Source organism: Seonamhaeicola sp. ABD4_340 (genome assembly GCF_056312135.1).
This window is the reverse complement of sequence record NZ_CM149981.1, coordinates 1,252,430-1,274,486: the sequence shown is the minus strand read 5'-3', so window position 1 is coordinate 1,274,486 and position 22,057 is coordinate 1,252,430. Positions and strand designations below refer to the sequence as shown.

Annotated in this window: 16 protein-coding genes; 10 read left to right on the top strand and 6 right to left on the bottom strand. The window is 33.2% G+C overall.

Features of this window, described 5'->3' with window-relative positions; translation table 11 throughout:
* Positions 1-74 precede the first annotated feature (74 nt).
* The 6 genes from ACYX4H_RS05585 to ACYX4H_RS05560 all read left to right on the top strand — a co-directional run bounded on the left by ACYX4H_RS05585 (position 75) and on the right by ACYX4H_RS05560 (position 6,378).
* Positions 75-2,447 carry a TonB-dependent receptor gene (locus tag ACYX4H_RS05585; protein WP_476238237.1) on the top strand — a complete coding sequence of 791 codons (2,373 nt, stop codon included), beginning with the start codon at positions 75-77 and terminating at the stop codon, positions 2,445-2,447.
* Positions 2,448-2,450: 3 nt separating this feature from the next.
* The gene (locus ACYX4H_RS05580) at positions 2,451-3,296 is read left to right on the top strand and encodes a DUF4249 domain-containing protein (RefSeq protein ID WP_476238236.1); all 846 of its coding nucleotides are present in this window, start codon (positions 2,451-2,453) and stop codon (positions 3,294-3,296) included.
* Between the two features lie 237 nt (positions 3,297-3,533).
* Complete coding sequence (locus tag ACYX4H_RS05575) at positions 3,534-4,079, top strand: RNA polymerase sigma factor (protein ID WP_475295028.1); 546 nt, start codon at positions 3,534-3,536, stop codon at positions 4,077-4,079.
* A complete protein-coding gene (locus ACYX4H_RS05570) occupies positions 4,076-4,624 on the top strand; it encodes a hypothetical protein (protein ID WP_475295029.1) in 549 nt (182 codons plus the stop codon). The genes ACYX4H_RS05575 and ACYX4H_RS05570 overlap by 4 nt, the downstream gene beginning before the upstream one ends.
* Entirely contained in the window at positions 4,605-5,690 is a 1,086-nt protein-coding gene (locus ACYX4H_RS05565) for a hypothetical protein (RefSeq protein ID WP_476238235.1), read from the top strand. The genes ACYX4H_RS05570 and ACYX4H_RS05565 overlap by 20 nt, the downstream gene beginning before the upstream one ends.
* A 28-nt stretch (positions 5,691-5,718) precedes the next feature.
* A complete protein-coding gene (locus tag ACYX4H_RS05560) occupies positions 5,719-6,378 on the top strand; it encodes a hypothetical protein (protein WP_476238234.1) in 660 nt (219 codons plus the stop codon).
* Between the two features lie 33 nt (positions 6,379-6,411).
* Here the strand turns inward: ACYX4H_RS05560 and ACYX4H_RS05555 are convergent, their stop codons facing one another.
* Genes ACYX4H_RS05555 through ACYX4H_RS05535 form a run of 5 tightly spaced genes read right to left on the bottom strand, consistent with a single transcriptional unit; the run spans position 6,412 to position 14,980 of the window.
* A complete protein-coding gene (locus tag ACYX4H_RS05555; RefSeq protein ID WP_476238233.1) occupies positions 6,412-7,203 on the bottom strand; it encodes a 3-keto-disaccharide hydrolase in 792 nt (263 codons plus the stop codon).
* A gap of 11 nt (positions 7,204-7,214) precedes the next feature.
* Positions 7,215-9,602, bottom strand: coding sequence for a T9SS type A sorting domain-containing protein (locus tag ACYX4H_RS05550; RefSeq protein ID WP_476238232.1), 2,388 nt, complete (start codon positions 9,600-9,602; stop codon positions 7,215-7,217).
* Positions 9,603-9,628: 26 nt separating this feature from the next.
* Positions 9,629-10,909, bottom strand: a complete 1,281-nt coding sequence (locus ACYX4H_RS05545; RefSeq protein WP_476238231.1) for a glycoside hydrolase family 117 protein — start codon at positions 10,907-10,909, stop codon at positions 9,629-9,631.
* Between the two features lie 19 nt (positions 10,910-10,928).
* Complete coding sequence (locus tag ACYX4H_RS05540; RefSeq protein WP_476238230.1) at positions 10,929-13,196, bottom strand: family 43 glycosylhydrolase; 2,268 nt, start codon at positions 13,194-13,196, stop codon at positions 10,929-10,931.
* A gap of 2 nt (positions 13,197-13,198) precedes the next feature.
* Complete coding sequence (locus ACYX4H_RS05535) at positions 13,199-14,980, bottom strand: arylsulfatase (RefSeq protein WP_476238229.1); 1,782 nt, start codon at positions 14,978-14,980, stop codon at positions 13,199-13,201.
* Between the two features lie 164 nt (positions 14,981-15,144).
* Here ACYX4H_RS05535 and ACYX4H_RS05530 point away from each other — a divergent pair, with 164 nt between their 5' ends.
* Entirely contained in the window at positions 15,145-16,767 is a 1,623-nt protein-coding gene (locus ACYX4H_RS05530; protein WP_476238228.1) for a tetratricopeptide repeat protein, read from the top strand.
* A 2-nt stretch (positions 16,768-16,769) separates the two neighbouring features.
* Here ACYX4H_RS05530 and ACYX4H_RS05525 read toward each other — a convergent pair whose 3' ends face one another.
* A complete protein-coding gene (locus ACYX4H_RS05525; RefSeq protein ID WP_476238227.1) occupies positions 16,770-17,924 on the bottom strand; it encodes a DNA polymerase III subunit in 1,155 nt (384 codons plus the stop codon).
* A 276-nt stretch (positions 17,925-18,200) separates the two neighbouring features.
* Between ACYX4H_RS05525 and ACYX4H_RS05520 the strand changes: the two genes are divergently transcribed.
* The 3 genes from ACYX4H_RS05520 (at position 18,201) to ACYX4H_RS05510 (ending at position 22,047) form a co-directional block, all read left to right on the top strand.
* Positions 18,201-19,085, top strand: coding sequence for a hypothetical protein (locus tag ACYX4H_RS05520; RefSeq protein ID WP_476238226.1), 885 nt, complete (start codon positions 18,201-18,203; stop codon positions 19,083-19,085).
* Positions 19,086-19,182: 97 nt separating this feature from the next.
* Entirely contained in the window at positions 19,183-20,370 is a 1,188-nt protein-coding gene (locus ACYX4H_RS05515; RefSeq protein WP_476238225.1) for a phosphoglycerate kinase, read from the top strand.
* A 111-nt stretch (positions 20,371-20,481) separates the two neighbouring features.
* A complete protein-coding gene (locus ACYX4H_RS05510; protein WP_476238224.1) occupies positions 20,482-22,047 on the top strand; it encodes a LysM peptidoglycan-binding domain-containing protein in 1,566 nt (521 codons plus the stop codon).
* Positions 22,048-22,057 lie beyond the last annotated feature (10 nt).

Below are 22,057 nucleotides of genomic sequence, written 5' to 3'. Positions count from 1 at the left end.
AGTAAATGCAACCTTTAATAATTTAGGTTGTCTATTAATAGCGTCAATCAATCACAAATTAAAAAACGAACAGAATGAAACAATCACTTTTAGGCTTTTGCCTATTATTTTCATTGGTATTAGCCGCCCAAAATTTTACGGTTAGGGGCAAGGTTAAAGATGCCAAAAACGGAGAAACCCTTATGGGAGCCACCGTATTTTTAAAAGGAACAACCAATGGTGCAATTACCAATAATTATGGTTTTTATTCGCTTACTGCCGTAAAAGGTAATTACACCTTGGTTGTGTCTTACATGGGCTATAAAGAAATTACCAAAAGCATTAACTTAAATGAAAATTTAGAATTTAATTTTGAATTACAAGAACTTTCAGAATCGCTAGATGAAGTTGTAATTACTGCTGATGAACCTGAGCGCATCAGTATTAAAAAGCCGCAAATGAGCGTATCTAAACTCAAAGCCTCTACCATTAAACAAATGCCAGCAGTTTTAGGCGAAGTTGATGTTATAAAATCCATCCAAATGCTACCAGGTGTTACTAATAATGGTGAAGGAAGCCCAGGTTTTAACGTACGTGGTGGCGCGGTAGATCAAAATTTAGTGTTGCTAGATGAAGCTATTATTTACAACACCTCGCACTTTTTTGGCTTTTTCTCAGTATTTAATAATGATGCTATTAAAGATATTAAGCTTTATAAAGGAGATATACCAGCCAATTTTGGCGGCAGGGTATCATCTGTACTAGATGTACACCAAAAAGACGGTAATAGCAAACAATTTGCCTTAACAGGCGGTATTGGTTTAATTTCAAGTAGGCTTACTGCAGAGGCTCCATTATTTTCAAATAAAGGGTCTTTTTTAATTGCGGGCCGTAGTTCATACGCACACTTATTTATGAAAGGAATGGATGAGTTTAAAGACGATAAAATTTCGTTTTACGATTTAAACCTAAAAACCAATTATAGCATTAATAAAAACAACAAAATTTACCTATCGGGTTATTTTGGGCGCGATGTTTTTGATATTAATAACATTATTAAAAATAACTACGGAAATGCCTCTGGAAACCTGCGTTGGAATCATATTTTCAATGATAAACTATTCTCAAATTTATCACTTATTTATAGTAAATATGATTACCAAATTGTGCTCGATTTTGTAGAATTAGATTGGGTTGCAGATATAGTAAACTATAACCTTAAATACGATTTTAAATATTATTTAAACAATAATGTAAAACTAGATTTTGGGTTAAGTAGTATTTATTATAACTTAAATCCGGGTGAGGTTAAACCAACATCGGCATCATCTCCAGTAAACCCTTTAAAACTTGATGAAAAACGTGCTTTAGAAAGCGGTGCTTATATAAGCGCTGAACATAAAATTTCTGATAAGTTAACAGCTCAGTACGGACTTAGGTTAAGTAGATTTAGCCGTTTGGGTGGCCAACCCATGACAAATTATTCAAACAATTTACCAGTAGTTTACAATAGTCAGTTTGATATTTATGAAGCGGGTGAAGCTATTGATGAAACAGATTTTAAGAAAACCGAAAGCATTAAAACATACAACAACTTAGAGCCAAGGTTAGGGCTTTCGTATCAATTAAATCAGGCATCATCTATAAAAGCAAGTTACACAAGGTCTGCACAGTATTTGCACTTGTTATCTAACACTACATCGGTAACACCGGTTGATGTTTGGACGCCTAGTGGAAAATTTATTAAGCCACAACTGTCTAACCAATATGCTTTAGGGTATTACAAAAATTTTAATAATCAAAAATATACTTTAGAGCTTGAAACCTATTTTAAAACCACAGATAATAGAATAGATTACATTGATGGATCAGATTTAATAGGAAACAATAACATAGAAACCGAAATTTTAAATGGCGAAGCCAGAGCCTACGGCTTAGAATTTTTATTAAGAAAAAACACGGGCAAATTAAAAGGTTGGTTGGCCTATACTTTATCAAAATCTGAGCAACGTACTTTAGGCGGAAAAGCCGGTGGCCCAGGTATTAATGAAGGTGAATGGTACAATACACCTTATGACAGAACACACGATGTGTCTCTAACAGGTGTTTATAAATTAAACGACAGATGGAATTTTAGTGCAAACGCAGTGTTTCAAACAGGAAGACCAGTTACTTACCCCAATGCACAGTATGAATACGAAGGTTTGTCTATAGCTAGTTTTGGTAACAGAAATGAAAGCAGATTACCAGCTTACCACAGGCTAGACGTTTCGGCAACATACAAGCCCAAGAAAAATTTAAATAGAAAACTTCAAGGCGAATGGGTTTTTGGTATTTACAACGTGTACAACCGCAGAAATGCTGCATCAATTTCATTCCTTCAAAATCAAGATACCGGTGTAAATGAAGCTAATAGGCTATCAATTTTCGGCATCATTCCTTCAATTTCTTATAACTTCAAATTTTAAATCATGTATAAGTATATAAAATCAGCTATAATTCTAGTATGCATCATATTAACTTCTTGTGAAGATGTTATTGATGTAACCGTACCAACATCGGCTCCAAGACTAGTAATTGAGGCCTCTTTAGACTGGCAAAAAGGCACCACAGGCAGTAACCAAACAATAAAATTAAGCACATCTACACCGTATTTTGAAAATACAACAAACAGTGCTGTAACCAATGCAGTGGTAACTGTAACCAATGTAAATAGTGGTCAGGTTTATAATTTTATAAATGAAAACAACGGTAATTATTCCATAGATAATTTTCAACCAATTATTGGAGACACATATAGTTTAGAAGTAATGTATAATAATGAAACATATACAGCCACAGAAACTATGATATCTGTTTCACCAATAAAAAGGGTAGAGCAGTCTTTAGAAGGTGGTTTTGATGATGAAGTACTTGATGTTTCAATATTTTGGGATGACCCAGAAGACGAAGAAAACTACTATCTTTTAGTGTTTTATGAACAAGGCGATGTGGTAGCTACTTTTGAAGATTTTCCAGATGAATTTGTTAATGGTAATGAATTAGATGAATTTTTTGAAAAAGAACGTGATGATGATGATGAGTTTGAAGAATTTAACCCAGGTGATGTGGTAGAAATTAGCTTATATGGCGTATCAAAACAGTTTGATTACTATGCAAGTTTACTAATTGAGCAGTATGATAGTGCTGGCGATCCGTTTAGTACAATTCCAGGAAAACTAAAGGGTAATTGCATAAACACAACAAACCCTAAAAATACACCGTTTGGGTATTTTAGGCTATCAGAATTTGATAAAGTTACTTACACATTTCAATAGGTTTTAATAGAAAAAACAACAGAATAAGGCGCATAGGTAAGAGGTTGATTTTAAGTTTTTTAATAGATTAGTTTTGTTAAAATCCTGTGTGTCTTATTATTAAATTGTAAACATTATTTAATAGTAATAGAATTAATTTTTCTATTTCATGCAACCCTTTTAATTTTAGCTTGTCTATATAAACAAACCAAAACTTGAATAACCCTCGATAATCGAGCTAGCTATTACAACTTTACAGTGAGTAACGCCATAGTATTTACACATAAAGATCTCATTGAACGCAGTAAACAAGGAGATACTAAAACACAATATAAGCTATACGCATTGTATGTAGATGCTATGTTTAATGTATGTATGCGTATGGTAAAGGTTAGAGAAGATGCAGAAGATGTGCTTCAAGAAAGTTTTATTGAAGCCTTTAAAAAACTAGAAAGTTTTAGGTATGAAAGTACGTTTGGTTCATGGTTAAAACGTATAGTAATTAACAGAAGTATTAACCACTTAAAGGTAAAAAAATTGCCATTAATTACTATTGAAGATAATGATTACTGGATTCAAAGTAATACTGAAGAAAACAACCAAAATATAGATTTAGATATCAATAAAATTAAGCGTGGTATTGAGTCTTTACCACAAGGCTATCAAACTATAATTAATTTATATTTAATTGAAGGCTATGATCATGTTGAAATTGGTGAAATATTGGGCATTAACGTATCCACATCAAAATCACAGTATCACAGAGCAAAAAAGAAATTAACAGAAATTATGCAGGACATATGAGAGATGAATTTGAAAAATACGTTAAACATCACAAACCTAAATTTGATGTTCACAGTATAGATGAGAGCGATAAATTAAGGCTTTGGAGCAACATTATTTCTGAAGTTGAAAAACCAGCACCTAAAGTTATTCCGCTCTGGAAAAAACCAGTATTTAGGGTTGCTGCCTGTATTGTGCTTTTAATAGGCTGCACCTTGTTTTTTATGAAACCTTCAAACTCTAATAATAACAATAGTTTTGCCAACCAAGAATTAACCGATATTGATAATCATTATAAACTTTTAGTAAACAATCAAATAGAACTCATTAAAAATAACAGTTACCTCTCTGAAAATGATAGAAATAACTTTTTAACGCTTATTGATGATTTAGATGAAGAGTACAACACACTAAAAAAAGAACTTAAACTAGGCATAAATAACCAAAAAATTATTGAAGCTATTATTAATAATTACAGAAAGAAAATTAAACTCATGGAAGATTTGTTAAACAGATCATATCCGCATATAAATAATACCCAAGACAATGAAGCAATTACGTTATAAAAATATAATTAATGCCCTTTTGGTGTTAACAACATGCGTGGTTTTTGGGCAAAATAAAGTAAGTAAAGAAATTAAAAAAACAACGGCTTTAACCAACAATGGGCAACTTTATATTGAAAATAAATATGGCGATGTTTTTATAGATGGGTGGAATAAACAAACCATTGAAATTACTGTTGAAATTGAAACCAAAGGTAGAAACCTAGATAAAGCCAAAGAATTACTTAAGCGTATTAACCCAGAAATTGAAACCTCTGGAAATGTAGTAATGGTAAAATCACATATTTCTGAACGCGAATTGGGTTTTTTCAACAAATACATAAAAAAAGTAGATGTTTTTAATGCCGAAAAAACAAACACCAATATTAATTATAAAATTTATATGCCAAAACACGCCGAAATTGAAGTTTTTAATAAATACGGCGATGTTGTAATTACAAATTGGAACGGTATATTAAAAGCCGATGTTGAACATGGCGATTTAAGAATTACCGATGCTATTGAAAATGCAAACATTGCTATAAAATACGGTAAATTAAAAACCAGTAGCATTGGCAATGCAACAGTAAATTCAAAAGACGCCACAGTTTCAATTGCAAACGTAAACAACTTAAAATTAAACTCTAATGGGTCTCAAATACTTTTAGATAGTGTTAATATTTTAGAATTGAATTCAGATAAAGATACTGTTGAAATACAAGAATTAAACACCATTTTTGGCAATATAAAATATGCCACAGTATCATTAAACAAATTAATTACTAAAGCCAATTTAGAGCTTCATTTAGCTGAGCTTAGAGTGCTTAAATGTACTGAAAACCCTGTAATTGTTTTAAACCAAAACACCTCCGAAGTTTACATAAACATAGCGCAAACAAACTTTCATTTTAATGCTAAATTAGAACAAGGAGTTTTAAGAATTCCTAAAACAATGACCAACATAACAAGCAAAGTCTTAGATGAAAAAAATAAAATAAGGCATGTTAAAGCAAGCTATAAAAATGCCCAACAAGGCACTATAGATATAGCTGGTTATAAAGGCATTGTTATTTTAAAAGAACTTTAAAAAATCAATCAAAAAAAACAATCATAAAATGAACAGAATAATTACGCTTTTAGTTTTAATTATAGCTATTTCGCCGGCTTTTGCTCAAAAGAAATCTCAAAAAGATTATGTTGAGTTTGATGATAGGAAAAATGTGGTGCACGGTGTGTATCTTGGTTTCAACCTGCATTATGGGCAAATTGACAATAGAGATACCGCTTTTGGTAATATTAAATTAGCCTATGTTGCTAACCGAAAAATAGAAGTTGGTTTAGGTGGCACCATTTTTTTTAATGAACAAGAAAATGACAGACCAGATTTATTTAACGGTGATAAAGTTGCCATGTTTGGCGCATATGGTGGCTTGCATTTAGAGCCTATTTTATTTGGCAGAAAGTTTATTAGTGTATCTTTTCCGGTGCTAGTTGGTGGTGGTGCTGTAGGTTATTTTGGAAATAATTTCTCTAATGATTTTCATGCCAATGAAGATGACTTTGATACGTTTTTTATTGTAGAACCTGGTATTAATATTTTATATAATTTTTCAAGATACACACAGCTAGAAACAGGTTTTAGATATCGTTTTACAAGTGATTATGAACAACCACTTTACAAAAAAGGAAACATTAATGGCTTCTCAATTGGTGTTGGTTTAAAAATTGGAATTTTTAATATGGGTAGAAAAAAGAAAATTAAAGATAATTTTTAACCCTTTTTTTATATTACTTAGCTTAAATTATAATTACTTAAGGAATTTATCTATAGGAATATTATTCTTAAATTCTTTAATCTCAATATTCCTATAAAATATTTCTGCAGTTTCGGCTTGAAACCCTATCAAACCTTCAGAATAGGGAAGATTAGTAGCCATATTTACAATGTCACCATTTAGTTTGTGGATAACATATTTATTATCCATTACTATAATTTCGCATTGGTTCCACTTATCGTTAAGCGCATTGAAATTTAAAAAATCTTTTAAGCCTAAATGCTCTCCGTGTTTTACAAGTAATTTCCCGCCTTTTTCTTTAGGAGTAAACGTCTTACCGTTTAAAGAATACCAATCCATTTCAGGCGACCAAAAATCGCCTGTATGGTTTGTTTTTGTAACATGGTTATATCTCACTTGATATTCTATGCCTTTTGGCCAAATCTTATCATCAACTACATGATAATAAACACCAGCATCATATTGATATTCATTAAAATTATTGGCAATACCCTTGCCCCATTTATACTCAAATTTCAAAATAAACTTGCTGTATTTTTTCTTGGTATAAATCATACCATGAGTTTTATTTTCTCCCGTATTTAGCTCGTATTCTTGAGGAAAGTCTTTATAAACATGTATAGCCTTATTGTTAACCGAAAATACTTTTTGGGCTAAAACAGAATCATTAACTCTAATTTTAGCATACCAGCCATTTAAGTTTTCTCCATTGAACAAACTAACAAATTCATGATTTTGCTTACTACAGCTGGTATTAAACATTAGCATGCCTAAACTTACTACTGAAAAGAATGCGTTTTTCATTTGAGTTATTTTTATTTAACAACAAACTTAAGGGTTTTAATACCTTTGTTCGATTTTATTTTTATGAAATGAAGGCCTTTAGAAAAATTGTTAAGCTCAATTATTTCTTCAGAAGTGTTGTTATTGAGTGATTTAAGAAAAACTTTTCTACCTAATGTGTCATAAATAAAAATATGGTTATAAACTTCACGATTTCCAAATTTAACTTTTATATAGTTTTTAGCAGGATTGGGATAAACAAGGATATCTTCTTTTTCCAAATTTTTAGAGCTTAAAGTTCCTGCTTGAACCAGTTCCCAAGTGCTTTCGTTAGTTGCTGGCAATAAAGTTCCAGAAGATTTTCCAGATGCTACACGAACAAAACTTCCATCTTTTTCTAGGCGTGTTTTTTGCTCATTTCCTCCTGGGGCTAATTGGTAGTCTTTTACGCCACCATTATCTACTGTTCTTAAAAAATAATGAGGTTTTAAATCTTTGCCTGCATATGTGTTTTTCTGTTCTGCATAAATAGGAGTTGCAGGTGGATTATTTACTTCTGGAAGTGTAAAACCAGTGTCTACCTCTAAATATTGCCCCGTTTTTTTATTTAAGAAGGTATAGGTATATGGATATCTAAATGAAACAATCCATAAATCACTTTCATCAGAAACGCTTGAAGATGTAAGCCCTATTCTATCATCACCATTTTGGGCAACCATAACTTCGCCACTATTTTTGTTTCTAATTTGATAATATTGCGATAAATCAATAATAGATTGAGGGCGTTCGGTTAACACCGTTTCTTGAACTTTACTTGAATTATATTCTAAAATATTACTAGTATCATTTTGCAAAGAATAATATGAAAATACACCATGGCCAGAATTCGTCAATCCAGGATTATTTCGAATAATGATATTTTCCATAGGGGTTTCATAGGGGTAAGGTTCAGTTAAATCAAAATGATTAAAATCGAAGGTTTTATAGTTAGTGTCGCTAGCATTTGCTTGAGTAAAATCGTTGTTTTCAACCGTCATATTGTATGGTGAATAACACCAAAAAATCCATCTATAAGTGCCTTTAAACGTGTTGTTAATTATGGTGATATCATGACTTCTTTGTGCTTCACGATCAATAAACATGCATCTAGAAGGGTTTATAAACTCAAAGGTATTATTCTCTATATGGATAAAACTGGTAAATTCCTCCATATGAATCATATCCACATCGGTTCTGTAACCTAAAAAGTGGTTATTCCTAATTGTGACGTTTTTGCCTTTAGACCAACCAACACCTGTACCATCAAATAAGCAACCTTCAACTAGGGCATCATTTTGATCCCAAACTATAGGGTATTCATCGTTTCCGGCGTCTATAGATATACCTCTAACATTGTAATTTATAGCCGATGATTTTGGTTTAAACCTGCAGTTTCTAACTACAACTTTAGGGCAAGAATCTATGGGGTCTTTTCTGTTGGTGTAATACCCTCCGTTGGAATATTCTAGAAAAGACACATTTTCAAAAGTAACTCCAGCACCATTTTCGCCATATACCTGTACACCACCTTCTTCATAAATCACGTTGCTTATGTTGATATTGTATCTGTGGCCAATATTAACACCTGTGGTATAACTAGGGTGTTTTACTCTTGTAAATACGTAACCTGTTGATGCATCTGCAACCAATTTCAAGTTTCTTATATTTATATAACTTGAAGACATACTCAGCACTTTTACATTTTTAAATGTAGTTTCAACATCATAGGCTCCTTGGGTAGATGTATCAATATTATCGGGAAATATGCCGCTAAGGGTAACACCATTACTAATGGTAAAGTTGTTGCCTCCAAAATCATATTCTGCACTTTTAAACAGAATAGTATCATTAACCGAAGCGCTTGCTATGGCCGCCTCTACATTGTTTTTTAAGGTTGCTCCAGAGGAAACACCGTAAAGAGCATCAAAGTCTATAACTTGACTTGAAATTTCATTAACAACATTTAAATAGAAGTTATAAAGTTCACTAGGACTTCCGTCAAGAAATACCCTTACCTGTAAAAATTGCGTATTTGCTCCGGGATCATTAGCCACATACAAGGCGTAATCTTCTGGAATTACTAAATAGTGATCTATTGCCCCAGAAAATGGAGCTGTATCATCTATTACAACTGTTTCTACATCAATAGGGTTAGTCCAAGTACCTCTGGCAAAAGTTAATAATCGCATTTCTACTTTAGTTGCTAAATCTTTGTTATAAGTTCCATTAACAAAGAGCGTATCTCCCACCGCTAAATCACCTATGTTGTCTGTATGACTAGGGTAATCAAATTGATTGACTCTAGAAACAGTTATGTTTTGAGCTTGGGTTAGCGCATTAACCCCTATTAAAAGGGTTATAAAAAGTTTTATAAATCTCATGTTGTTAGTTTAGTAAAAAGAAAGCTTTATTTTTTCGTTAAAGCTTCATTTTGTTTAGCAATGCGTTCTTTTTGTTCTTTGCTCAACGATTGACGATAATAAACATCAGGCTTGTGCTTAACACGGTGTTCTTTCATTTCAGGATCGTGCACATCTCTACTTAAATCACAGTCAAAACGCACTAATTTAGAACAGAACTTGTTCCAATTCCCTGTTGCGTTTATAAAATGAGCTGTTCCCCAAGTAATGCCTCTTCCGTCAGTTGTATTCGTAAATGCATCTGGAACAAAAGGTGCTGCTGCGTAGGGCATCAATTCAGTTATTGAAGCTATTTCAAAGTTTACCCAATCCTTGGCATATTGAATGGTATTATGCTCTGGTCCGTCTTTGTAAACCAAAGCCGCTACACCTTCTTTAAAGGGAAATAATGAGGTTTCGTGGCCAGAGGTAATCAATGGGTTTAATGGATGCTTTTTAAACGGCCCTAGAGGGTTGTCTGCAATTGCTAAACCCTGCATTCTAACCAAATCTGGTCTTTCACCAAAATCTGATTTGTAATAAATATAAACTTTGCCGTCATGAACAAGTGGATAGGGGTCATGAATAGAATATTGGTCCCATTCACCTTCGGCACCATTTGGTATAACTATTTTGTTATATGGCGTCCAAGGGCCCTCAGGAGAATCGGCATAAGAAACAGCAACGGGACAGTCGTCACCACGTTTTCCGCTAGCTTCCATAAAGCCTTGATAGTATAGGTAGAATTTGCCTTCCCATTCTAAAATATCTGTTGTTGTAACCGAACGCCAACCTACTGTTGGTTTTTCTGGGCGTTTTATAGCTACACCTTGCTCTTCCCAATTAAAGCCATCTGTTGAGGTAGCGTACCAAATATCTGCTAAATCCCAATCTGAAGAGGGAATGGTATCGTTACTTTTTGCAGCGCCTTGAGGTGGAGTAGGCGTGTTTCTATAAGTATACCAAATGTAATATTTCCCATTATGAAGTAATACTTTTGAAGGGTCTCTTCTGGAGATTGTTCCATCATAATTATTATAATCGAAACCTTTCATTTCGGTGTATTTAAACTGACTAAAAAGTTCGTTATTTTGAGGTTGAGGTGCTGCATAATCGGTATAAATACGCTCCATTGCGGCACTCATTTGGCGGTTTGGTTTTTCATCTGGAAGTACAAAAGGAAAGCCGCCTTGGTTTTCAGGTTGCTCAGTTGTCTCTGTTTCTTTTGTGTTTTGTTGGCATCCAACTAACATTAAAGCGCTAATAATAGCTAAAAGTTTAAGTTTCATATTTTCAGTGTTTGTTTAGTTATTCAATAATTATTTCGTCTATTTCCCATGTGCCGTTATAGGTGTTTACGGCCGGCTGAATTGCTAATTGCATCAACTTTTCGTTAACCTCTTTAAATTTTGATAATGGGATGGTGTAGGTTTTAAAATCGCCATCGTTTGAAGAAATAGGTATAGCTACCCAATCTTGGGTATTCCAGTCTACAACTGTAGCAGCATCTCTCCAAAAGTTTTTATTATTGGTTTTGTTTATTGTGAACAATGCAATTCGTAATAAACTAGCATGACTATTATTTTTTATTTTGATGGTTATCTTGGAGGCTCCTTCTGTATTTGTAAATAGCGATGGGGAACTTTGAACTATAGCCTTTGGCTCATTTATGTTTCCACCCAAGGCACCATTACTCATGTAAATGTTTGTACCGTTTAAAGCTTTCCATCCCATAGTAGAGTTTTCAAACTTAAAAGGCCTCCCTGGACCCGGATACCAACGGTCACTTTTTGGAATTCTAATAGTGCCATCGTTATTAAAAAAGACAGGTTTTAAACTGGCACCACGGTAAAATGCTGAAATATCATGATTTTCCTGAAGTACATATTTTTGTCCGTGCCAATCGAAAAAACTGGTATGACCACCGTTTAAGAATGCGCCTTTGAATGTGTATGGTCCATAAAGATTATCTGCCATGGCATAACGAGCACCAAAAACCAAATAATATGTTCCGTTGCGTTCAAATAAAGTAGGTTTATCCTCTGCTAAAAACTCCTTGCCATCTTCATATTTTAAAGGAAGCAGTTTAGGTTCTGTTTTTAAGCTTTTCATGTCTTCAGCTAAAGTTGCTATGTAGTACTTTCCTGCTCCGAAAATAATATGGTACTGACCATCTTTTGCCTCGAAAATCTCTGGGTCATAAGGATGCCCGGGAATAATGTCTTTTGGTAATAAAGGTTTACCCAAAAGGTCTTTATAATCACCATCAATTTTATCGGCCACGGCAACTCCAGTATCAATATTTCTGTTTGAAAAAAACCAATAATATTTGCCGTTGCGCTTGGTAATATCCCCAGCCCAACAGTTGGGTTTGTCTCCCATATACAAGTCTTTTGGGTGAATACTATTGTGGTATTTAAAAGTTCTTAAATCTGTAGAAGACCAAATTTCCCATCTATCCATTGGGAAGGAGCTTTCTGGTTCCCAGCTTTTATCATGACCCGCGATAAACCAAAGCGTATCGTTTTCAACCCATGCATGTGGGTCTGCCATACCATGTTCGGGAACCATGATGTCTACTTTAATGGCGTTTGGATTATACCCAGCAGCTGCATTAGAACGCCTTAATAGTTCATTACGCATATCTTCAGCGCGAAGTGCAAAGGCTTTTTCGTTTTTTTCTTCTGTTTCAGGAAAGTTAAGCCCGTTATCAGCTAAGTCGTTTAGGGACACGCCATAATTACCAAGTAAAGCCCAATAAGTTGCACTGTCTGAATCATCAACGCGGTTTTTGTTGAATTTACCCTCTCTAAAAATTGTACCCAAATTGCTTTCATAAAATTGGTTGAAATAGGCCTTTCCTTTTTGGCCGCCTTCAACAATACCATACTGCCCAATGGCTCCACATTCATAGAATTTGAAATTGCCATTTAGAGCCATTTTCTTTATATAATCACAAGCAATAGGATCTCCAAAACAATTATGAGTGTGTTCTTGGTTTTTAAGGGTTCCAACATGGAAGTTAGAACTTGTCCAGTGACTAATAAACCTTATTTTATTCAATAAATCTATTCGTCCTAAACTTTTGCAATAACTCACTAAAATGGCTTGTTCTGTAAGTGGCCCATAACACAGGATGTTTAAGGTGCCCTTGGTTTTTTCTAACTCTTTATAGAGCGCAAGAATACTTGGGTAGTCTTTTAGATTGTAGTTTTTCTGCCACTGAAAATTTTCACCCATTCCCTTAACAGAAGATTCCATAAACCGGAAGCTTTTTTGATATCCTCCAATATATTTGTTAAGATTTGGAAGGTCTTTTGCATAGGCCTTTCCGTAAGTTTCTAGTGCCCATATACCTTGATTTGGTGTGTTTTTGTTCCATGGGTGAACCGTACTTGCCATTACAATAGCACGGGTATCAAAATGATTAGACATTAAGATATAACTGGCTACTGCAGATATATCATCTGGGTCATTTATATTTTCGCCGCCATCGCTTATTAACCAGACTTTAGGCTTTTGAGCAAATGCACACGAAATGCAGATTAACAATAGATATATAGTTATTTGTCTCATTTTTAGTTTTTTGAAATTGGAGTTATGTATGTGTAGTAAACACCATACTTCATGTTACCTTCTATAAAATCATTCACTAATAGAGTTTTTCCTTTAGGAAGATTTACTGTAAAAACAACAGCTTCATCTTGGGTTGTAACTGCCTTTTCGTGAATTTGATTTGCAATACTTATGCGCACTTTTTGTGGCTTTATAGTTTCATAGGTGTAGAAGTTTTTTGGGTTTTCAGAAGGAATTCCCCAAATAGTTCCAGGGCATTCTTTAGGCCAACGTCTACATTCAATTTGATACATACCTTTTTTATCAATTTCAATAGAATGTGTATTGTTTAAGCTTTTTTTACCTGCAGCTACATGTTCTGCCTTCCAAATACCTGCGCTTTCTCCAATGGCATGTTGTATGGTTAGTGTAATTTCTTTTTGATTTTTGTTTCCAACAATGCTCACAGGAAACTCAGAATATTCCGGGTTGGTTTTTGATACTTTTAAGAATTGTGAATTATCTTCTAACATGGCTTTTACAACTTCAGGATATTTTGCAGACAAATCGTTTTCTTGCATGCGATCTTTTTCAATATTGTAAAGTTTTTTACCATCTATTAAGCGCCAGTCATCTTTAATAATGCAGGTTTTATCAACATCGGTTGGTGGCCGCCAATCTTGACGATTGTGAATAAAAATGGTTCTCTCTTCGAGCGTTTTTTTCTTTTTTGTTAGTAATTCAGAAAAGTCAATACCATCTAACTTTTTTTCCTTCGGAATAGCAATATTGCAAAGTGAAGCTAAAGTTGGAATAAGATCTACATGGGCCGTTTCAGCATGAATATCTTTTCCTCCAGAAATTTTACCATCTTTCCACCTTATAAAAAATGGCACACGGTGACTGCCTTCTTGTTTACCTCCTTTTCTACCTCTAAAACCATGGTTAAAACCTAGTTTTCCATCGGCGCTATAACCATGATGCGTACCGTTATCGGTCATAAAAATTAAGATAGTGTTGTCGGCTAGTCCCGATTTTTTAAGGAATTTTTCTAATTTCCCAAAATTTTCATCAATATTGGTAATCATACCGTAGAATTCGGCATTCATAATTTCCGTTCCTACTAAATGTTTATATGGGTTGGCATATTTCTCTTCCACGTAATGCGGTCCATGTGGTGCATTGGTTGGTAGGTATACAAAGAATGGTTTATCCTTATTGTTTTGTATGAATTTAATAGTTTCTTCAAACCAAATGTCGGTACAATATCCTTTGAATTGTTGAGGTTTGTTATTAAAGTAATATACATCATCAAAATACGTGTTTCCCCAGTAATCTGAAAGTTCTCCAACACCACCCGCTTTATGATGAATAGCAACATCAAAACCAGAGTCTGTTGGCCTCACAGGGTAGTTATCACCTAAATGCCATTTACCAAATAAACCTGTTACATAGCCATTAGCTTTAAAAATATCGGCCATGGTCATGTTGTTTTCAGACAAAGCATCTCTTCCTTTGTAAGTTGCCCATGCGCCATTGTTTATGGGATATCTACCTGTCATTATTGCTCCACGCGTGGGGGTGCAAACGGAACTTACATGAAAATCGGTCATTCTAACCGAACCTTTGTAAAACTTGTCTAAATTTGGTGTTTTAATCCACGGGTTACCATGGCATCCAATATCACCTATACCTTGGTCATCAGTTAAAATTAATATTACATTAGGCCTATCTTGTTTTTGAGCTACTACTGAACTAATAAAAAAAAAGGATAAGTAAAAAAATAATAACAATTTTTGATGCATTGTAGTTTAGTTTGGTGTACTCAAAAATAGATAAAGAGTTTGTCTACTTCAAAAAAGAAAACTATACAAAACTTATATACTATTTATTTTTTATTTATATTTTTTGTTTAGTTATTTACATTTTAGATATTTTAGCAATCCACCACTTAAAACTAAATAATTCATTGAAAAATAGGCTTTTATTTACATTAACAGTACTTAGTTTTGTTAGTTTATCTGCAAATAATATAAATGAATATGTTATACCAGATTCCACATTATATTATACAAATCAAATTAAAAAAGCTGTTTGGCAGCATAAAACGTTTCCTTATAAATCCTATCAAGTTTTAAAAAAAAGCCGTTCATATTTTGAGACTAAGCATGATACTATTATGTTAATTAAGTGCCTTATGCACATGTCTGAAATGCGTATGATTAGAGGAAAATATAGTATGGCTTTTGATCATGCTTGGGAGGGTATGTATTTAGCAGATAAAGCTCAAAAAAAGGAAGTGCGCGCAGAAGCGCATATTCAATTAGCACGATTGTATGATATGTTTAGTATGAATGATGAGGTGTTTGCGCATTTAAAAGAAGCTTTAGGTGTTTCTAAAGATATTTACTTTCAAAACAATGAAAAAGTAAGCCCTTTAATTTCAAGCTATATGAGTTTAGCAGTAAAGGAGCGAAAGTCAGGAAACTATGAAGAGGCTTTAAAATATTTAGATTCTTGTTTGGTTAACGAAAAAGTAGTTGAAACAAAACAAGTTGAAATGCCTTTTATTGATGCTGAACGAGGGTATGTTTTTGTAAAGTTAAACAATTACAAAGCCGCTAATAAGTACTTACATTCTGCAAATAAACATACACAAGACAAGCCTGTAGATTATAAAACCAATATAGCTATGTATTTAGGTGAATTAAAAGTAGCTTTAAACCAAACAGACAGTGCCTTGTTTTACTTTAAAAGAGGTTTAAATTACATTAATAAAAAAAGTTATAGAGTAGATTTAAAACCTGAAATTTTATATAAACTTTCTGAAGTTTATTATAAAAAAAACAAAAATATAAAAGCTTATAATTTTTTAGAACAATCGCATAAGGTGGCAGATAGCATGCTGCAACTTAGAAATAAAACTAACGGCGAATTATTTGAAATTAAAGACAGCTACCTAGAATCTATCTATAAAAAAAATGAACAATTAGCACAGCAAGAGTTAATTATAGCAAAAAATAAACAAGAAAAATTCAGGTTAAAAATAATTATAGGACTCTCTATTTTACTCATTATCATATTATCTATTATTTACAAAATGCGTTTAAAACTCAAAAAAACGTTATTAGAAAAAAAACAAACCGAAATGGAAGCAACCCTTAAAGTAGAACAAAGTAAAGCTAAAATTGAGGGCAAAAGTAAAGAATTAACATCTTACGCTTTACAGTTAATTGATAAAGAAAAAGATATTGAAGAGTTGCTTGATGTTTTAAAGAAGGAATCTCCGCAATCACATAAAGCATTAAGTTATAAATACACCAAAGGCTCAAAAGATTTATGGGACACTTTTAATTTACGTTTTACTGAAGTTAATTCGCAATTTTACGAAAAACTCAAAGCAAAACATCCAGATTTAAGTGTAACAGAGCGTAAACATTGTGCACTAATTAAGCTTAATTTTGGCACAAAAGAAATGGCAAGAATTTTAAATATTGAACCACATAGTGTACATATTTCCAGATCTAGAATTAGGAAAAAAATAGGTTTAGAGCGCTCTGATAAATTAGAAAATTATATTTCTGGGTTTTAAATTTATTCCGCTTTCTTATGTAACAACCGTGTAAGTTTAATAGATAAGTCTGTTAAAATAATTTTAGCATTACCATTACGCTCAATATGATAAATAGCGTTTTGTAGTTCATCACTTATTTCTAAAATATTACCACCGTGAATAAATGGCGCGAAATTTTCTAATTTAAATTTCTCGGTTTTGGGTTCAAAAAAAACCAAATCAGTGGCGTTATAGTTTAATAAAAGAGCTTGCCTAAAAAAGTCAATACAAAAATTAAGAAATTGTTTTTGGGTTTCACGTCCTGTTTTAGCAATGTTTTCGCTCCATGAAATTAAATCGTGTATAGCAGCTTTGTTGCCTTTGGCTTTAAAGGCACTACGTACCCAAAAAACAAACCATTCTTCAAATTGTGTGTCTTCAGTGTCATGGTACACCAAATCGCAGGCTTTATTGTAATTGCCGTTAGATTGATGAGCAATTTTAGTTGCTGTAGCTTCATCTAGCTCGTAATTTTTAACCAAAGCATCTTTTATAACTTGTTCGGCCAAAGGCGGAAAATGTAACGTTTGGCAACGCGAACGAATGGTGTTTATAATTTGCTCCTCATCTTCAGCAATAAGAATAAAAATAGTTTTGTTGGGCGGCTCTTCAATAAGTTTTAAAAGTTTATTAGCGCAGGCCGTATTCATTTTTTCTACCATCCAAATAAGCATAACCTTGTAACCACCTTCAAAGGATTTTAAGGTTAACGATTTTACAATTTCATGCGCTTCTTCAACACCAATTTGCCCTTGTTTATTGTCTACGCCTAATAATTTATACCAATCAAATAAGTTTCCATAAGGCTGTTCTTTTATTAATTGGCGCCATTCTTCTAAATAAAAATTTGATACGGGTTTGCTTTTCACTTTATCACTGGTAGTTACCGGAAAGGCAAAATGTAAATCGGGGTGCGAAACATTTTTAAATTTTAAGTTACAAGCATCAATACCGTTGTTGTTTTCGCCATTATTGTTTTTACACAAAATATACTGTGCATATGCAATTGCCATAGGCAAAGTACCAGAGCCTTCGGGCCCTACAAACAATTGTGCATGTGGTATACGGCCGTTATTGGCACTTTGCGTTAAATGACTTTTTATATGTTCCTGACCTAAAATTTCTGAGAATAACATAAAGCAAAAGTAATTTAAATTTTTAAGCTGTAGTGTTTATATAAAAATTGAAAATCTAATGCTAAAAGAATACCAATGTTAATTTATTGTAATGTAGTTAGTGATAAATATTAACATTTGTATATGATTTTAAAATATTAAAAAACAAGCAGTTATACTTGTTGTTGTTGATTTCTTGGTTTTCTTAATCTATTTCCATTAAAGTTGTAACACATTTTTTACTACTTTTGTTAACGTAAAATTTACATTGCATTAACATTAAAACAACACTTAGTTATGTCGAAAAAAGAAGTTTCAAAGAAAAAAGAGGTTAAATTAGAAGCAAAAGCAGCCAAAGCCAAAGCAAAAAAGAAGGCAAAAGCATCTAAAGAAAAAGCAAAGAAACAAGCTAAAGCCAAAGCGGCAAAATTAGCGGCTAAAAAGAAAGCACAGTTGAAAGCAGCAAAGGCGAAAGCAAAAAAGAAGGCAAAAGCAGCTAAAGAAAAAGCAAAGAAACAAGCCAAAGCGAAAGCGGCAAAATTAGCGGCTAAAAAGAAAGCGCAATTGAAGGCAGCCAAAGCCAAAGCAAAAAAGAAGGCAAAAGCAGCTAAAGAAAAAGCAAAGAAACAAGCCAAAGCCAAAGCGGCAAAATTAGCGGCTAAAAAGAAAGCACAGTTGAAGGCGGCAAAGGCGAAAGCAAAAAAGAATGCAAAAGCAGCTAAAGAAAAGACAAAGAAACAAGCCAAAGCCAAAGTAGCCAAAGCAAAAAAGAAGGCAAAAGCAGCTAAAGAAAAAGCAAAGAAACAAGCCAAAGCCAAAGCGGCAAAATTAGCGGCTAAAAAGAAAGCACAGTTGAAGGCGGCAAAGGCGAAAGCAAAAAAGAATGCAAAAGCAGCTAAAGAAAAGACAAAGAAACAAGCCAAAGCCAAAGTAGCCAAAGCAAAAAAGAAGGTTAAAACACCAAAGGCAAAAAACAGTAAAAAAGCTAAACCAGCTAAAAATAAAGTTGTAAAGACTAAAAAAACAAAAGTATCTAAAAAAACTGTGAAAGCTCCAGTTTCAAAAAAAGCCAAATCTGTTAAAAAAGCAACACCTGTAAAGAAACAATCAAAATTAAAGGTTGTAAAAGCTAAAAAGCAAAATAAAAAAGGAACAAAAGCTAAGTTAAAGAAAGCATCATAAAAATATTTTAACCTATATCGTTTTCGTTAAAAAAGTCATTTTTTAGTGCTAATTAATTGGTTACATTTGTAATACACTAATTAGTAAATTTATATTGATGAAGACTTTAAACGACTTTAATTTTGAAAATAAAAAAGCACTTATTCGCGTAGACTTTAATGTGCCATTAAACGAAAATTTTGAGGTTACCGATGCTACAAGAATTGTATCTGCTAAACCAACAATTATTAAAATTTTAGAAGATGGCGGAAGCTGTATTTTAATGTCGCACCTTGGGCGTCCAAAAGGATTTCAAGATGAGTTTTCATTAAAACATATTGTTGAGAAAGTGCAAGATGTATTAGGTGTTGAAGTAAAATTTGTAGCCGATTGTGTTGGAGAAGATGTTGAAGCAGCTGCGGCAAATTTACAACCTGGTGAAATTTTATTGCTAGAAAATCTTCGTTTTTATAAAGAAGAAACAGCTGGTGATAAGGCATTTGCCGAAAAACTTTCAAAATTAGGTGATATATACGTGAACGATGCTTTTGGTACAGCGCACAGAGCACATGCATCAACAACTATTGTAGCTGAGTTTTTTCCTGAAACTAAATGTTTTGGTAGCTTATTAGCTCAAGAAATTGATAGTATTAAAAAAGTAATGGAAACAGGCGAAAAACCTGTTTTAGCTATACTTGGTGGTGCTAAAGTGTCTTCAAAAATTACTATTATTGAAAATATTTTAGACAAAGTAGACCACTTAATTATTGGCGGTGGCATGGCATTTACTTTTGTTAAAGCGCAAGGCGGAAAGATAGGAAACTCTATTTGTGAAGATGATAAAATGGCATTGGCTTTAGATATTTTAAAGCAAGCAAAAGAAAAAAATGTGCAAGTTCACATACCTGTTGATACTATTGCTGCCGATGATTTTAGTAATGATGCTAACACCCAAATAGTAGACATAAATACAATTCCTGATGGTTGGGAAGGTGTAGATGCCGGACCAAAATCTAGAGAGCAATTCCATAAAGTGGTTATGGAAAGTAAAACCATACTTTGGAACGGCCCATTAGGTGTTTTTGAAATGGAAAGTTTTGCTGGCGGTACAATTGCTTTAGGTGATTCTATTGCCGAGGCTACTAAAAACGGAGCATTTTCGTTAGTTGGTGGTGGAGATTCTGTTGCGGCTGTAAAGCAATTTGGTTTTCAAGATAAAGTAAGTTATGTAAGTACTGGTGGTGGCGCTATGTTAGAAAGCTTAGAAGGTAAAACGTTACCAGGTATTGCTGCCATTTTAAGCTAGTACTTTTTCAAAATAATAATAAAGAATAAAGTCTCTTTTTCTAAGAAATTTTTTATTTACCATAAAAAATACGATTTTAGCCATACTATCGTTCAATAATGAATAGATATTATGGCTTTTCGTTTTTTTATACTTACACTATTTTTTAGCACTTCAATTTGCCTAGGGCAAGTTAAAGACACACTTTCTGTTACAATAACCAATAAGTTAAATGACTCATTAGTTGATGGTAAACAACCTATTAAACCAATAAAAGTAAAAACAGATAGCACTTCAATTAAGGCATTAAAAGACCATGATTTAGCGGCTTCTTTTGATGAAAAATGGTTTGAAGATTTGTATAACAACAACATGTTTGATACCATTTATAAATCTGTTACAGAATTAACCTTTAATGATATTGATTTTCCAGAATTACCAACAGATACTCTTAAAGCAAGATTAGAAGTGCTTAACGCCAAAACACCTTTTAATGTAGAGTATAACCCGTCTTTAGAAAGTGTTATAAAATTCTATTTAAAAAACCGAAGAAACCTCATTCAAAAACTTGTAACGCTTAGCGCATTTTACTTCCCAATGTTTGAGCATGAGTTAGATAAGCAAAATTTACCATTAGAAATAAAATATTTAGCCGTTGTAGAATCTGCATTAAAACCAAGAGCAAAGTCTAGAGTTGGTGCTACAGGTTTATGGCAATTTATGTTTGCTACAGGCAAAATGTATGGGTTAGATGTAAGTAGTTATGTTGATGAACGCAGCGATCCCATAAAATCTACAGAAGCTGCTGCAAAATATTTAGCAAGATTATACGAAATTTTTGGCGATTGGGATTTAGCCCTAGCAGCTTATAATTCTGGCCCAGGTAATGTTTCAAAAGCCATTAGGCGCTCTGGTGGTTATAAAAATTACTGGAATATTAGGCATAATTTACCCAGAGAAACCGCAGGTTATGTACCAGCTTTTTTAGCCAATATGTATATTTTTGAATATGCTGAAGCTCACGGATTTAAAAAAATAAAACCTGAGTTTCCTTTAGTTGAAACTGATACCGTTTTGGTAAAAAGCATGATAACTTTAGACCAAGTTGCTGAGGTTACAGGAACACCCGTTGAAAAATTACAGTTTCTAAATCCGTCGTATAAATTAGATATTATACCGGTTATTAAAGGCGAAAATTATTATTTAAGATTGCCAAGAAATGTGGTTGGTACTTTTGTTAATAACGAAGCACAAATTTATGCGCATGTAAAAGAAGAATTGGCAAATAGAGAAAAACCACTACCACAATTTTTTAATGCAAATGATAGGGTGCGCTACCGTGTGCAATCTGGTGATTATTTAGGTAAAATTGCAAGGCAATACGGTGTTAGGGTTAGCCAAATTAAAAGCTGGAATGGTTTGCGCTCAAATAACTTAAAAATTGGGCAGCGTTTAACTATTTATCCGCGTAAACCATACACACAAAAAGCAACCTCTACGGCAAAAACAACTAGCCAAAAAATAGTTACTAAACCAATTTCTGGTGATGTTGTTTTGTATACTGTTAAAAGTGGCGATTCACTTTGGAGTATTTCACAAAAATTTTCTGGAGTTTCTATTCAAAATATTCGAGAATGGAACGGTATTAGTGGTAGTAATTTAAAACCAGGAATGACACTAAAAATTTCAAAAGGTTAATTCCTAAATA